A 14,674-nucleotide genomic window follows, 5' to 3' on the forward strand; every position below is an offset into this window, starting at 1 on the left:
CGGGGCGCCCCGACGACGTCCCGGGCAGCGCATCCGGAACAGCCCAAGGAGCAGATCTGATGGCAGAGCAGGCATCGCCCACCACCGCCCGCGAATGGCACCTCGTCGCCCGCCCGCAGGGCTGGCCCACGCCGGCCGACTTCGCGCTGGTCGAGGCACCGGTGCGCCGGCCCGGGCCGGGCGAGATCCTGGTCCGCAACGAGTACCTCTCCGTCGACCCCTACATGCGCGGCCGGCTCAACGACGTCAAGTCGTACGTGCCCCCGTACGAGCTCGGCAAGGTCATGGACGGCGGCGCGGTCGGTCGTGTGGTCGCCTCCGAGGCCGAGGGCATCGAGGTCGGGGACGCCGTCCTGCACGGGCTCGGCTGGCGCGAGTACGCGACCCTGGACGCCGAGCGCGCGGTGAAGGTGGACGCGCAGGCGGCCCCGCTGTCGTACTACCTCGGCGTGCTGGGCATGCCCGGTCTGACCGCCTACGCGGGCCTGCTGGCGGTCGCGGACCTCAAGCCGGGCGACAGCGTGTTCGTCTCCGGCGCGGCCGGCGCGGTCGGCTCGCTGGTCGGCCAGATCGCGCGGCTCAAGGGGGCCTCCCGGGTGGTCGGCTCGGCCGGCTCGGCGGAGAAGGTCGCCAAGCTGACCGGTGACTACGGTTTCGACGCCGCCTTCAACTACAAGGACGGCCCGGTCCGCGAGCAGCTGGAGAAGGCCGCCCCCGAGGGCATCGACGTCTACTTCGACAACGTCGGCGGTGACCACCTGGAGGCCGCGATCCACTCGCTCAACGCGCACGGCCGCGCGGTGCTCTGCGGCGCGATCGCGCAGTACAACGCCACCGAGGCCCCGGCCGGTCCGCGCAACCTGGCGCTCGCCATCGGCAAGCGGCTGCGCCTGGAGGGCCTGCTGGTGCGCGACCACGCCGCGCTCCAGCCGCAGTTCACCGCCGAGATGGCCGGCTGGCTGCGCGACGGCAGCATCAGCTACGACGAGACCGTGACGGAGGGGGTGGAGAGCGCCCTCGACGCCTTCATCGACCTGCTGCGCGGCGGCAACACCGGCAAGATGGTGGTCCGGCTCGCCTCCTGACACGCCCTCCGGTGCCCGGAGACCTCCGGGCGCCGGAGGTGAACCGCTCCGCGGCCTCCTTCGGGCGGCCCCGCCCCGCCCCGCCGCCCTCCCGGTGCCGGCGGGGCGGTTTGCGTACGGGCGCTGGGCGCGGGGTCGCACTACCGCATTCCGGCCCGATCCGAAAGAGCGTCACCCCCGGTGGGCGGGCGCGCGGTACGGTGGTCCCGCCCTCCCATGGGGCCGTTCGGGGGAGAGATCCGAGCGAGGGGTGGACCTCCATGAGGATCCGACTAACATTGAGTGAGAGCCTGTCCGTTTTGCTCAATTTAGTGGCTTAATGTCGGCTATCTTGGGTAACTGTGGATCACCTGCAGGCACGAGGCAGCTGGGGAAGGCGACCCTCGTCCACAGCCTGGAGGTCCCGGTGACGACACGTGGAGTCCTGTACATCCACTCAGCGCCCCGCGCGCTGTGCCCGCACGTCGAGTGGGCGGTGGCGGGTGTGCTCGGTGTGCGGGTGAGCCTCGACTGGATCCGCCAGCCGGCCGCACCCGGCCACTGGCGCGCCGAGTTCTCCTGGCAGGGGGAGCCCGGCACCGCGTCGAAGCTCGCCTCCGCCCTGCGGGGCTGGCAGCTGATGCGGTACGAGGTGACCAGCGAGCCCTGCGCGACGGCCGAGGGCGAGCGCTTCAGCAGCACGCCCGGCCTCGGCATCTTCCACGCCGTGACGGGCATCCACGGTGACATCCTGATCCCCGAGGACCGGCTGCGCGCCGTCCTGCTGCGGGCCCGCAACGAGGGCACCGACCTGGAGGCCGACATCGCCAGGCTGCTCGGCAAGCCCTGGGACGACGAACTCGAACCCTTCCGGTACGCCGGCGAGGGCGCCCCGGTGCGCTGGCTGCACCAGGTGGTCTGAAGCCGCTCCCACCCCACCCCGCCACGCCCCGTGCGCCCGGGGGCGGAGCGCACCTCCGGCCCGGTGCGGCAGTGAAGCCGGCACGGGGACGGCGCCGGGTACGGGAGTGGGGCCGGTGCTTCCCCGAGAAGCACCGGCCCCACTCCCGTACCGCGGGTCAGACGCTGCGGAAGGCCAGCACCACGTTGTGGCCGCCGAAGCCGAACGAGTTGTTCAGCGCGGCGATCGGGCCCTCGGGCAGCTTGCGGGGCTCGCCCGTCACGATGTCCGCGTCCACGTCGTCGTCCAGGTGCTCGACGTTGATGGTCGGCGGGGCCAGCCGGTTGTACAGGGCCAGCACGGTGGCGACGGTCTCGATGCCGCCGGCGCCGCCCAGCAGGTGGCCGGTCATCGACTTGGTCGCCGAGATGGCGATGTGGTCGAGGTGCTCACCGAGCTCCTTGCGCAGCGCCTTCAGCTCGGCGGTGTCGCCCTGCGGGGTTGAGGTGGCGTGCGCGTTGACGTGCACGATCTCGGCCTTGTCCAGCTGGTTGCGGTCGAACAGGTCGGCCAGCGCACGGGCCACGCCCGCGCCGGTCGGCTCCGGCTGCGCGATGTGGTGGGCGTCCGAGGAGAGGCCCTGGCCCACCGCCTCGGCGTAGATCCGGGCACCGCGCGCGGCGGCGTGCTCGGCGGACTCCAGCACGACCACGCCGGCGCCCTCGCCGAGCACGAAGCCGTCCCGGGCCTTGTCGTACGGGCGGGACGCGCGCTGCGGCTCGTCGTTGTTCTTGGACATCGCCATCATGTTGGCGAAGGCCACGATCGGCAGCGGGTGGATCGCCGCCTCGGTGCCGCCGGCCACCACGACGTCGGCGCGGCCACTGCGGATCATCTCGATCGCGTAGCCGATCGCCTCGGCGCCGGAGGCACAGGCGGAGACGGGGGTGTGCACGCCCGCGCGAGCGCCGACCTCCAGGCCGACGTTGGCCGCCGGGGAGTTGGGCATCAGCATCGGGACGGTGTGCGGGGAGACCTTGCGGACGCCCTTCTCCTTCAGCACGTCGTACTGGTCGAGCAGGGTGGTCACGCCGCCGATGCCGGAGGCGATCACGGCGCCCAGGCGCTCGGGGGCGAGCTTGGAGGACACGTCGGTGGCCGGCGTCTCGTAGCCGGCGTCGGCCCAGGCCTCGCGGGCGGCGATCAGCGCGAACTGCGCGGAGCGGTCCAGCTTGCGGGCCAGCGGCCGGGGAAGGATCTCGCCCGGTTCGACGGCGGTGCGCGCGGCGATCCGGACGGGGAGGTCGGCGGCCCACTCCTCGGTCAGGACGTTCACCCCGGAGCGGCCGGCGAGCAGGCCCTCCCAGGTGGAGGCGGCGTCGCCGCCCAGCGGCGTGAAGGCGCCGATACCCGTGACGACCACGGTGCGGTTTTCAGCGGTCACTGGTTTTCTCTCTCACATGTGGCAGGGGGTTCGGCGGCGCCGGAGGTGGGGCCCGGCCGGGGCGCTCCGCGAGCGGGGAGCCCCGGCCGGTCTAGCGTCAGGTCGTGCGGCCGGGTCGGTCAGGGGGTGAGCGGTCCGGCTGTGCGGTGACCTGGGTCAGGCGTTGGCGAGGATGTAGTCCACGGCGTCGCCGACGGTCTTCAGGTTCTTGACCTCGTCGTCCGGGATCTTGACCTCGAACCGCTCCTCGGCGGCCACGACGACCTCGACCATGGACAGCGAGTCGACGTCCAGGTCGTCCGTGAAGGACTTGTCGAGCTCGACGTCCTCGGCCGGGATACCGGCGATCTCGTTGACGATCTCAGCGAGACCTTCCAGGACCTCGTCCTTGGTAGCCATAGTGGCTGCTCCTCTTCGGTGGTGATGACGGCTGCCCGGCGGGCGGCCGCACGTTCTGTTGACGGGTACGGCGGGTACTGCGGCTGTGCCTAGGGGAGCGTAACGACTGCCGCCGCGTAGACCAGACCCGCCCCGAACCCGATGATCAGGGCGAGGTCGCCGCTGCGGGCCTCTCCGCTCTCCAGCATGCGTTCCATCGCCAGCGGGATGGAGGCCGCCGAGGTGTTGCCGGTCTCGGCGATGTCACGGGCCACCGGTACCGACGCGGGCAGCTTGAGCGCCTTGATCATGGCATCGGTGATCCGCATGTTGGCCTGGTGCGGGATGAACGCGCCGAGCTGTTCGGCGGTGATCCCGGCGGCGTCCAGCGCCTGCTGGGCGACCTTGGCCATCTCCCAGACGGCCCAGCGGAAGACCGCCTGGCCCTCCATCCGCAGAGCCGGCCACTTGACCTCGTCGCCGGCGCCGTTGACGGCGTCCTCCTTGGCGAAGGCGGTGTCCCAGGCCTGGGTCTGCGTGATGACGTCCTTCTGCGAGCCGTCCGAGCCCCAGACGACCTTGCCGATCCCGGGGGTGTCGGACGGGCCGACGACGGCCGCGCCGGCGCCGTCACCGAAGATGAACGCGGTCGAGCGGTCCGAGGTGTCGGTCAGGTCGCTGAGCCGCTCGACACCGATCACCAGCACGTACTCGGCGCTGCCGCCGCGGATCATGCCGTCGGCCAGGCCCAGGCCGTAGCCGAAGCCGGCGCAGGCCGCCGAGATGTCGAAGGCGGGGGCGGTGCCGCAGCCGAGCCGCTGGGCGATCTCGGTGGCGATGGCCGGGGTCTGCTTCAGGTGCGAGACGGTCGCCACGATCACGGCGCCGATCTGCTCGGCCGCGATCCCGGACTGCGCGATCGCCTTGCCGGCCGCCTGCACCGACATCTCGGCGACGGTCTCCTCCGGGCCGGCCCAGCGGCGCTCGGCGATTCCGCTGCGGGTCCGGATCCACTCGTCCGAGGAGTCGATCCAGTTCAGGACCTCGGCGTTCGGGATCACCCGGACGGGGCGGTAGCCGCCCACGCCGTGGATCCGGGAGTACGCCGCGCCGGTGACCGGCCGGATCTGGGGGGTGCTCATGCGAGGTTCTCCTGACGGCCGTGCTCGGCCACGAGCGCGTGCGCCTTGTCGAGATCGGCCGGGGTCTTCAGGGCGAGCGTCGCGACGCCCTTGAGGTTGCGCTTGAGCAGGTTGGTGAGGGTCCCGGCGGGCGAGAGCTCGATCACCGCGGTCGTACCCAGCTGCTGCAGCGTCTCCATGCAGAGATCCCAGCGGACGGGGTTGGAGACCTGGGAGACCAGCCGGCCGAGCACCTCGGCGCCGGAGGTCACGACCTCGCCGTCCTTGTTGGAGACGTACGCGACCGCCGGGTCGGAGATCTCCAGGGTCGGGGCCAGCTTCGCCAGCCGCTCCACGCCCGGAGCCATGTGCTCGGTGTGGAAGGCGCCCGCCACCTTGAGCGGGATCAGCCGGGAGCCGGCCGGCGGGTCGGCCTTGAGGGCCTCCAGCTGCGCCAGGGTGCCGGCCGCGACGATCTGGCCGCCGCCGTTGTTGTTGGCCGCGGTGAGACCGTGCTCGGCGAGCTTGGCCGCGACCAGCTCCGGATCCCCGCCGAGGACGGCGGCCATGCCGGTCGCGGTGGTGGCGGCGGCCTCGGCCATCGCCAGACTGCGCTCGCGGACGAAGGTGAGGGCGTCATGGGCGCTGAGCACACCGGCGCCGGCGGCGGCGGTGATCTCACCGACGCTGTGGCCGGCGACCGCGCCGACCAGCTGCCGGGCCCGGACCTCGTCCGGGAACAGCGCCCGGGCGGCCACCAGGCCGGCGGCCACCAGCAGCGGCTGGGCCACCGCGGTGTCCTTGATCTCCTCCTCGGAGGCCTCGGTTCCGTAGCGCACCAGGTCGAGCCCGGCGACCTCGGACCAGCCACGAAGGCGGTCGTCGACGCCGTCCACCTCCAGCCAGGGGCTGAGGAATCCGGGGGTCTGGGCACCCTGTCCAGGGGCGACGATTACGAGCACGGTTCAACCCTCTCTCGCCGGACGCCCAGGGGCGGGTAGGCGACGGTAACGAAGAAAAGCACGTGGGATTGTGGAGTCCCTACAGCGCTGTCAGCTCTGCTCCCCGACCGTGCCCAGTCGGCCGAGCGCGAGCGCGATGCGCAGCGTGAAGGCCGAACGGACGTCGGAGGGAGCATAGCCCGTGACGTCTGTCACACGTCGGAGCCGGTAGCGCACCGTGTTGGGGTGGACGAAGAGCATCCTGGCCGCGCCCTCCAGCGAGGAGGCCTGTTCCAGGTAGACGCTGAGCGTCTCCAGCAGTGCCGAACCCGCCTCGTCCAGTGGTGTGTAGATCTCCTCCACCAGCTGACGGCGCGCCGCCTGGTCCCCGGCCAGGGCCCGTTCGGGCAGCAGGTCGTCCGCCAGGACGGGGCGCGGCGCGTCCGGCCAGGCCGCGCAGGCCCGCAGGCCGGCCGCTGCGGCGTGCGCGGACCTGGTCGCCGACAGCAGGTCGCCGACGGTCGGGCCGACCACCACCGGGCCGGGCGCGAACTGGCCGATCAGCGCCCGGGCCGCGTGCACCGGCTCCTTGTCGCCGCCGACCACCACGACCAGGCGCTTGCCCAGCACCCCGGTCAAAACGTGCAGCTTGGCGTACCTGGCGGCCCGTCGGATCGCCTCCACCACGAGCTCGCTGTCGCCGTCCGGGGCACTGCCCATCACCACCCGCACCTGGCTCGGCTGACCCCAGCCGAGCGCGGCCGCCCGGGAGAGCACTCCCTCGTCCGCGTCACCGGAGAGCAGCGAGTTGACGACCAGGGCCTCCAGCCGGGCGTCCCAGGCGCCGCGCGCCTCGGCGGCCTGGGCGTACACCTGGGCCGTCGCGAAGGCGATCTCCCGGGCGTACACCAGGACCGACTCGCGCATGTCGGCCTCGTCGCCGGGAGCGGCCACCTCCTCGATGGCCTCCTCCATCACCTCGATGGTGGTGCGGATCAGCTCGACGGTCTGCCGCAGGGTGATCGCCCTGGTCAGCTCGCGCGGCGCGGTGCCGAAGACGTCGGTCGAGATGGCCTGCGGGGCGTCCGGGTGCCGGTACCACTCGGTGAAGGCGGCGATGCCCGCCTGGGCGACCAGGCCGATCCAGGAGCGGTGCTCCGGCGGCATCCGCCGGTACCAGCCCAGCTGGTCGTCCATCCGGGCGATCGCGGCCGAGGCGAGCTTGCCCGAGGAGCGCTCCAGCCGCTTGAGCGTCGCGACCCGCCGCTCGGCCCGCTCGGCGGCCTGCTTGCGCTCCTGCGCGGTCAGGCGCGGCGCGGCGCGGCCCGCCCGGGGACCGGCAGCTCTCCTGCTCGCCGTCGCCCCGGCGGCGGGCCTGGCGGTTCCGGCAGGTTCGGAGGGCGGCGCCGCGGCGGCGTCGTCCGGTGTGTCGGTCTGGTCGTTCTTGGCGTTCGCAGAAGCGGCTGGCACAGGACAAGACTGCCTCACCGGGATGAATGCTCGTGCACAACCCCTCCGATCCGGCCCGGTGGCGACGATCACACCGGCTACCGTGGCCCCGTGACCGACGCCGCCACCCGCCCCCGCACCGACCTGCGCCGCACCGCCGAGCGCTATCTCTCGACCCACGCGCAGGGCGTCGAGACCAGGCACGCGTTCTCCTTCTCCGGCCACTACGACCCGAGGAACACCCACTTCGGCGCGCTGCTGGCGTGCAACGAGGAGCGGCTCGCGCCCGGCGCCGGCTACGAGGAGCACCGCCACCGCGACACCGAGATCCTCACCTACGTGCTGGAGGGCGCGCTGGCCCACCGGGACGGCGAGGGCCACAGCGGCGTGGTGCGCCCGGGCATGGTGCAGCACCTCGGCGCGGGCTCGGGCGTCACGCACACCGAACGCAACGTCGGCGGGGCCGAGGTGCCGGTCCGCTTCGTCCAGATGTGGCTCCAGCCGGACGTATTCGACGCGCCCCCGGTCTACGGGCTGCGCCGGGTGGAGCCGGCCGCCGACGGGCTGACCCTGCTGGCCTCGGGCCTGTCGCGGGACGCGGACACCCCGGCCCTGCGGCTGCGCCGCTCGGACGCCGCGCTCTGGCTGGCCACGGCCGGCCCCTGGCTGCCGCTGCCCGAGCTGCCCGCCGCCCCGTACCGCTACGCCCACCTGACGGCGGGCTCACTGGGGTTTCGCACGGTGCGGGGGCCGCAGGGGGGCGGACGCTCGATGGAGCCCGGCGACAGTGCCCGGATCACCGGCGAGGCCTTCGCCGATCCGACGGCGGGCGAGCACGGCGCCGAGCTGCTGGTCTGGGAGATGCACTCACCGGTCTCCTACGGCTGACGCCTGTCCGTCCGCTCGCCCGTCCCCGCTCGCCCGTCCGCCCGCCCGGTGCGGGCGGGCAGGCCGGGCCGGCCGGGCGCGGATCAGCCGTCGAGCTCGGCCAGCACGGCGTCGGTGAACGCCGGCCAGGCTTCGGCCGCCCACGGGCCGAAGTCGCGGTCGGTGAGGGCCACGCAGGCGGCCCCGGCGGCCGGGTCGACCCAGAGGAAGGTGCCGGACTGCCCGAAGTGCCCGAAGGTGGCGGCCGAGCTGGCGTCGCCCGTCCAGTGCGGGGCCTTGTCGCCGCGGATCTCGAAGCCGAGGCCCCAGTCGTTGGGCCGGCGGTGCCCGAAGCCGGGCAGCACGCCGCTGAGCCCCGGGAAGGCGACCACCCGGGTGGCCGCCTCGACGGTCGAAGGGTCCAGCAGGCGCGGGGCCTGCAACTCGGCGGCGAAGCGGCACAGGTCGGCGACGGTGGAGACGCCGCCGGCCCCGGCCGGTGCGCGGTGCGCGGTGTCCAGGTACGTCGCCCGCATGCCCAGCGGCTCGAACACCGCCTCCGCCGCGTACTGCGCGAACGGGATGCCCGACGCCTTGGCGAGGGTGTCGGCGAGGACGTCGAAGCCGGCGTTGGAGTACAGCCGCCGGGTGCCCGGCGCGGCCATCGACCGGTGCTCGTCGAAGGCGAGTCCGGAGGTGTGGGCGAGCAGGTGACGGACCGTCGACCCCTGCGGTCCGGCCGGATCGTCCAGCTCGAAGACGCCCTCCTCGACCGCGACCAGCGCCGCGTACGCGCTGAGCAGCTTGGTCACCGACGCGAGCGGGAACGGCCGTTCCTGCGGGCCGTCCGCGCCGAGCAGTGCGCCGTCCGCGCCGCGTACCACGGCGGTCGCCGCGTGGGGCACCGGCCAGTCCTCGATCATCCGCAAGCTCTGCATGGGCCCGACTCTAACGAAGCCCGCGGGGCCCGCCGACGTGGGACGCTTGCTTGGAGTGCGCTCTAACTCACTAGCGTCGTCACCACCGCACACCAGGGGGTCCCGCTCATGGTCACACTCGCTCCGTCCGACTCCGGCCCGCGCAGCTGCACGGACGCCTACAGCACGCCGGACAGCGCGCCCGACCGGAACCCGCGGCACACCATCGGGGAGGTCGCGGCGGCCAGCGGCCTCACCGCCCACACGCTGCGCTGGTACGAGCGGATCGGCCTGCTCGACCCGGTGGACCGGTCCTACTCCGGCCAGCGCCGCTACAGCGACGGTGATCTCGCCCGGCTGGCCTTCCTCGGCAAGCTGCGGCTGACCGGGATGCCGGTCGCCGACATGCTGCGGTACGTCGAGCTGGCCCGCCTGGGCGAGGCGACCTTCCACGAGCGGCGCGAGCTGCTGGTCGCCCACCGCGAGGAGGTCCGGCAGCGACTGTCCGACCTGCACGCGACGCTCGCCGTCCTCGACCACAAGATCGATCTCTACTCCCGCAGGCAGACCTCGGACACCCGGCCCCGTGACGGGCAGCGCGTCGGAGTGTCGCCCGCGGACACCCACGTCACCTCCGACCAGAGGAAGAGCGCATGACACTCCCCACCACCACGCTCGGCGACAACGGCCCCGTCGTCGGCGCCCAGGGCCTCGGCTGCATGGGCATGAGCGAGTTCTACGGCCCGACCGACACCGCGGAGGCCCTCGCCACCCTGGACGCGGCCCTCGACCTCGGCGTGACCCTGTTCGACACCGCCGACATCTACGGCTCCGGGCACAACGAGGAGCTGATCGGCCCCTTCGTGCGGGCCAACCGCGACCGGGTCGTGCTGGCCACCAAGTTCGCCATCGAGCGCCGGGCCGACGACCCCGCCTACCGGGGCGTGCGCAACGACGCCGCGTACGTCCGCTCCGCCGTGGACGCCTCGCTGCGGCGGCTGGGCGTGGACGTCATCGATCTCTACTACATGCACCGCCGGGACCCGGCCGTCCCGTTCGCCGAGTCGGTCGGCGCCATGGCCGAACTGGTGCAGGCCGGCAAGGTGCGCCACCTCGGGCTCTCCGAGGTCACCGGCGCGGAGCTGCGCGAGGCGCACGCGGTCCACCCGATCGCCGCGCTGCAGTCCGAGTGGTCGATCTTCTCCCGGGACGTCGAGCGGACCGCGGTGCCGGCCGCGGCGGAGCTGGGGGTCGCCTTCGTGCCGTACTCCCCGCTCGGCCGGGGCTTCCTGACCGGTTCGTTCGCCGCCGCCGAGCAGCTGTCGGCGCAGGACTACCGGCGCTACCACCCGCAGTTCAGCGGCCCCAACGCGGAGGCGAACGCGGCGCTGGTGGCGCCGATCCTGAAGATCGCGGCCGGGCGCGGGGTGAGTGCCGCGCAGGTGGCGCTGGCGTGGGTGCACCAGCGCGCCGAGGTGCACGGGCTGACGGTCGTTCCGATCCCCGGCACCCGCAAGCGGACCCGGCTCGCGGAGAACACCGCCGCGGCCGTCCTGCGGCTGGCCCCGGAGGAGCTGGCCGAGCTGGAGCCGATCGCGGGCCGGGTCACCGGTACGCGCTACGCCGACATGAGCTTCACCTCGGCCGGACGCGAGTAGGCCGGACGGGGCCCGGGGCGGCCGGTCGCCGCCGCGGGCCCGGTGGCCGCGCCGCCGCGGCGCACCCGGCTCCGGGGCCGGCGGGCTCGCGCCGTGGCCCGCCGCCGGTGATCCGCGGACGGGCCGTCAGCCCGCCGCGGGCGGCTGAAGGCTGACCGAGCGGTAGCGGCCGAGGGCGATCGCGGCGAAGTTGCGCAGGCTCTCGGTGCCCGGCGTCAGGTAGCCGTTGTGGCCGGCCGCCCCGGTCGAGGAGACGTCCTGGGCGCCGAAGCCGCTGCCGGTCGGGTCGGCGCCGTGGCCCAGGCCGCCGACCTCCAGGTACGGCACGTTCCCGATCCAGTCGGTGGGGTTGCGGGTGGCCCAGACCTGCACGCCCGGGCCCAGCTCGGCGGCGCTCTGCACACCCATGCCCGGGCTGCCGAACACCACCAGGTCGGTGGTCCCGGTGGCGTGCGGGAGATGCGGCGCGGTGACCCCGCAGACCACCGAGCCGTACGAGTGGCAGAACAGCGCGGGCGGGGCGTCGGGGCTGGTGGTCTCCTCCAGCCCGTCGAGCAGGCGCTCCAGGCGCGGGGCCGCGACGTCGGCCAGCCGGGAGGTGACGGCGTCCGGCCCGAGGCCGGAGGGCGTCACGTAGCCCGTCCAGGCGACCACGGCGGTGCGGGTCTCGGGTGCCTGGCGCTCGGCCTCGGCGAGCAGGGCGCGGGCCATGCCCGCGGGCGACCGCAGCGGCTCGGCGGCCTGGTCGTGGTGTCCGAGGTCGGCGTCGGAGCCGGGGACGAGCACGGAGACCCGCTGCGCGGTGGCGAGGTCGCCGAAGACCTCGCTGACCAGGCCGCGCCCGCGCGGGTCGAAGGCGAGGATCTGCCGGCCGGGCGCCAGCAGGTGGCCGCAGTCGTTGGCGCGGGAGACGGCCAGCGCGCGGGTGTCCACATCGAGCGAGGGATCGGCCGCCCGGGCGAGCGCGTTCTCGCGCTCGGCGGAGAGCGCCGCGCGGTTGGCGCGGTAGCGCAGGTTCAGCGGGGCGCCGTCGAGGTTGCCGACCACCAGGGGGTACTCGGCGAGCAGCCGGGTGGTCTCGGCGGGGGTCAGCGAGGCGAAGAAGCCGGCGACCGCGCCCGCGCTCGCGGTGGCGGGGTTGGGCAGGGCGCGTCCGAGGGAGTGGTCCTGCAGCCAGGCGGCGCTGCCGGCCGGCGGCGTGGCGATCGCGACCTGCTCGGTGGAGGCCGCGGCCTGGGCGGCGGCGGCGCCGGCGTCCACGAGCACCGCACACCCCGCGAAAGCACCGATCAGTACACGCTTCCAACGCCTACGGCGCATGGCGTCAACTCCCTCTGGGTCCCGTGACCGTCACTGCGGGCGGGGCCCGGAGGTGGTACGACTGCCGACTTCTCCGGGCAAGCGTAGGTGGTCCGTGGTGGCGATGGACGAGCCCCAAACTGTGGGATGGGTCACATGTGGGCACTGTCACCCGATTGCCGGTACGGGCCGGGGCCGCGCGGCCCCGGCCCGTACCGGCGAGGGCTCAGGCCAGGGACGTCCAGCTGCCCGCCGAGCGGTCCGCCTGCTCCAGCCGGTCCTGGTTGCCGCTGCTCCCGGCGACGGAGATCCGGCGGTACCGGTCGCCGTGGAACACCCAGAACTCGCTCGCGCCGCCGACCCGCTGACGGTCCGGCACCGGCAGGAAGGCGTCCACCCGGGTGACGCCGTCCAGCGAGACCCAGGCGCCGAGCTCGCGGTCGGAGCGCTCCAGGGCGTCCATGTGGAGGCCGCTGTCGGCGACCGAGACGAGCCGGTAGACCTGACGCCCGCCGGTGCTGTGGAACACCCAGAACCAGCTCCGGCCGCCGCTGTTCTGCAGGTTCGGCACCGGCAGGAAGGCGTCCACCCGACTGACGCCCTTGAGCGAGCCCCAGCGCGACAGGGAGCGGTCGGCGTGGTCCAGGGTGTCGGTGTGCGAGGCGCCGTCGGCGACCGTGACGCCCCGGTACACCTGCGTGCCGCCGGTGGTGTGGAAGAACCAGTACGAACTCCTGCCGCCGACCCGCTGGCGGCCCGGGACGGGCAGGATCGCGTCGACCCGGCCGACGCCCTGGAGCGACTCCCAGTCGCTGAGCGCGCCGTCGGACTTCAGCAGCGCGTCCTCGTGGGTGCCGCCGGCGACCGAGAACCTGCGGTACCGGCCCTCACGGAACGACCAGTACTCGCTGGTGCCGGAGGTCCGCTGCTGGTCGGGAACCGGGAGGAACTCGTCGACCACCGGCGTCGGGGGCTTCGGGGTGCCCGCCTGCCCGTTCGGCGGCGTGGCGGGCTGTCCGGTGGCCGGTTGCTGGGTGGCCGGTTGCTGGGTGGCCGGTTGCTGGGTGCCCGGCTGCCCGGAGCCGTCCGCGCCCGGCTGTTGCGTCGCCGGCGGGGCCTGCGGGGTGAGCGTGCCGTCGCCGAGCCCGCGCAGCAGGCTGATCGAGGGGGCGAAGGCGTAGACCGAGCCCTCCGTCCTGACGAACTGCTTGAAGCTGAGCGTGGTGGTCCTGCGTCCGCCGTCGGCCGACCGGCTCTCGTGGTTGACCGGGCAGTCGAGGCCGACCATCGGGTCGCCGCCGGGCTGTTGGGGGTCGCGCCCGGGCGGGAAGTCGACGTCGTCGATCCAGGCGGTCTGGATGAACTCGAACTGCTCCACGATGTCCGACTGGTAGCTGACGAAGAGCAGTCCGCGGGGGTCGTCGGGCCCGCCCGGGCCCTCCGCGGACGGGTCGAACGGCTGACCGTACGGGGCGCCGCGGCGCATGATGCGCTTGCTGTCGAGGTTGCCGGCCGGAATCGGCGGCTGACCGGGCTTCAGCACCAGGCCGTCGCGCGGACTGGTCTTGCGCAGGTGCGAGAAGAGCGGGGTGATCAGGCCGTCGGGGTCGTCCGCGAAGCCGAAGTCGTTGTCGTTGGAGGCGCCCGGGTCGAACGGCACGTCGGCGTCCGGGTGCTTGCAGACCGGGGCGCCCGAGCGCCACCGGCCGACCAGCCGGGCGGCCAGCCACTCACTGCCGACGTCCGCCGGAACGGCCTTGGCCTGCTTGAGGATCTTGAGCTGGACGCCGACCTGCGCCCACCAGCCGGGGACGTCCTGGGCGAGGCGGCGGACCACCTGGAAGGAGCCGTCCTTCGCCCAGGCGGGGAGGTCGGTGGCGCCGCCGGGGGCGGCCGGTTCGCCGACGACGAACTGGCCGGCCGGCACCAGCCGGGTGCCGGGGTGGCCCTCGACCTCCTCCGGACGGGTCGCGGAGGGCGGGTCGAAGCCCAGCACGCCGGGCTCGCTGACGCCGTCCTTGAACCCGAAGTGCTCCTTGCCGCGACGGGTGCCGGTGAGGGTGGCCGCGTTCTGCTGGAAGACGGTCACGATCCGGGCCTCGGCGGCGGAGTCCCGGTGCGCGCTCACGGCGGCCTGGAGGTCCGGGGCGGTGTCGGCGGCGACGGTGAGCACCGCGTGCACCGGCATCGTGGTGCCGTTGCCGAACAGCCAGTTGTCGGGGGAGCTCTCCCCGGTGTCGCCGAGCGCGCCGGCCCGCAGCCGGGATCCCTCCTTGAACGCCTGCAGCGTGCCGCCCACCGGCGGCTCGTCGTACGGATCCCGGCCGACCAGCACGGCCAGGCCGGGGAAGGTGAAGGTGATGCCCGTCCAGACGGCCTTGAGCGACTTGGGGTCGTCGCCGCCGCCGGCCCGGCGGGCGGCACTGAACGCCGCGTTGAAGGAGGCGACCTGACGGGTGGTGGCGATCCTCGGCGTGAGGGCCTTCAGCCAGCCGCGGGCCTTGGCGGCGTCCTCGAACTTCAGGAACAGCAGGGTGACGTGGTCCTTCTTGAACCCGGCGATGATGTCGCCCTGGATCTCATCGCTCTCGCGCAGTCTGAGGTCGGGTGGCACGGGGGACTCCTGGGGGTGATC

General features: G+C 73.7%; 13 protein-coding genes. 5 read left to right on the forward strand and 8 right to left on the reverse strand.

The genetic code is table 11. The features are described from left to right. Nucleotides 1–59: 59 nt before the first annotated feature. Together OG823_RS23995 and OG823_RS24000 are read left to right on the forward strand one after the other, a co-directional pair. Nucleotides 60–1,085, forward strand: a complete 1,026-nt coding sequence (locus OG823_RS23995) for an NADP-dependent oxidoreductase (RefSeq protein WP_371481719.1) — start codon at nt 60–62, stop codon at nt 1,083–1,085. A gap of 406 nt (nt 1,086–1,491) precedes the next feature. Continuing rightward, nucleotides 1,492–1,986, forward strand: coding sequence for a DUF3145 domain-containing protein (locus OG823_RS24000; protein WP_371481721.1), 495 nt, complete (start codon nt 1,492–1,494; stop codon nt 1,984–1,986). 157 nt (nt 1,987–2,143) lie between these two features. Here the strand turns inward: OG823_RS24000 and fabF are convergent, their stop codons facing one another. The 5 genes from fabF to OG823_RS24025 form a co-directional block, all read right to left on the reverse strand. Beyond that, the gene (gene fabF / locus OG823_RS24005; RefSeq protein ID WP_371481724.1) at nt 2,144–3,409 is read right to left on the reverse strand and encodes a beta-ketoacyl-ACP synthase II; all 1,266 of its coding nucleotides are present in this window, start codon (nt 3,407–3,409) and stop codon (nt 2,144–2,146) included. Between the two features lie 156 nt (nt 3,410–3,565). Then, complete coding sequence (locus OG823_RS24010; protein ID WP_371481726.1) at nt 3,566–3,808, reverse strand: acyl carrier protein; 243 nt, start codon at nt 3,806–3,808, stop codon at nt 3,566–3,568. 89 nt (nt 3,809–3,897) lie between these two features. Beyond that, nucleotides 3,898–4,929, reverse strand: a complete 1,032-nt coding sequence (locus tag OG823_RS24015) for a beta-ketoacyl-ACP synthase III (protein ID WP_371481727.1) — start codon at nt 4,927–4,929, stop codon at nt 3,898–3,900. Next, nucleotides 4,926–5,870, reverse strand: a complete 945-nt coding sequence (locus OG823_RS24020; RefSeq protein WP_371481729.1) for an ACP S-malonyltransferase — start codon at nt 5,868–5,870, stop codon at nt 4,926–4,928. Before OG823_RS24020 ends, OG823_RS24015 begins: the two co-directional genes overlap by 4 nt. Nucleotides 5,871–5,960: 90 nt before the next feature. Then, nucleotides 5,961–7,157 (reverse strand): PucR family transcriptional regulator, encoded by a 1,197-nt coding sequence (locus tag OG823_RS24025; protein ID WP_371484635.1) that lies wholly within the window; start codon nt 7,155–7,157, stop codon nt 5,961–5,963. Nucleotides 7,158–7,409: 252 nt separating this feature from the next. Between OG823_RS24025 and OG823_RS24030 the strand changes: the two genes are divergently transcribed. Further along, nucleotides 7,410–8,186 (forward strand): pirin family protein, encoded by a 777-nt coding sequence (locus tag OG823_RS24030; protein WP_371481731.1) that lies wholly within the window; start codon nt 7,410–7,412, stop codon nt 8,184–8,186. A gap of 83 nt (nt 8,187–8,269) precedes the next feature. On the opposite strand, the gene OG823_RS24035 is transcribed toward OG823_RS24030, so the two are convergent. After that, entirely contained in the window at nt 8,270–9,103 is an 834-nt protein-coding gene (locus OG823_RS24035; RefSeq protein ID WP_371481733.1) for a serine hydrolase domain-containing protein, read from the reverse strand. 108 nt (nt 9,104–9,211) lie between these two features. Here OG823_RS24035 and OG823_RS24040 point away from each other — a divergent pair, with 108 nt between their 5' ends. Both OG823_RS24040 and OG823_RS24045 read left to right on the forward strand, forming a co-directional pair. Next, nucleotides 9,212–9,739 carry a MerR family transcriptional regulator gene (locus tag OG823_RS24040; RefSeq protein WP_371481735.1) on the forward strand — a complete coding sequence of 176 codons (528 nt, stop codon included), beginning with the start codon at nt 9,212–9,214 and terminating at the stop codon, nt 9,737–9,739. Continuing rightward, nucleotides 9,736–10,740, forward strand: a complete 1,005-nt coding sequence (locus OG823_RS24045; RefSeq protein ID WP_371481736.1) for an aldo/keto reductase — start codon at nt 9,736–9,738, stop codon at nt 10,738–10,740. Before OG823_RS24040 ends, OG823_RS24045 begins: the two co-directional genes overlap by 4 nt. Before the next feature lie 126 nt (nt 10,741–10,866). On the opposite strand, the gene OG823_RS24050 is transcribed toward OG823_RS24045, so the two are convergent. Together OG823_RS24050 and OG823_RS24055 are read right to left on the reverse strand one after the other, a co-directional pair. Continuing rightward, nucleotides 10,867–12,060, reverse strand: coding sequence for an alpha/beta hydrolase (locus OG823_RS24050; protein ID WP_371481737.1), 1,194 nt, complete (start codon nt 12,058–12,060; stop codon nt 10,867–10,869). A gap of 205 nt (nt 12,061–12,265) precedes the next feature. Continuing rightward, nucleotides 12,266–14,653: a Dyp-type peroxidase gene (locus OG823_RS24055; protein ID WP_371481738.1), complete on the reverse strand. Its 2,388-nt coding sequence runs from the start codon at nt 14,651–14,653 to the stop codon at nt 12,266–12,268. Nucleotides 14,654–14,674 lie beyond the last annotated feature (21 nt).

Origin of the sequence: Kitasatospora sp. NBC_00315, from assembly GCF_041435095.1 — a bacterium.
In the GTDB taxonomy this organism is placed as follows: domain Bacteria; phylum Actinomycetota; class Actinomycetes; order Streptomycetales; family Streptomycetaceae; genus Kitasatospora.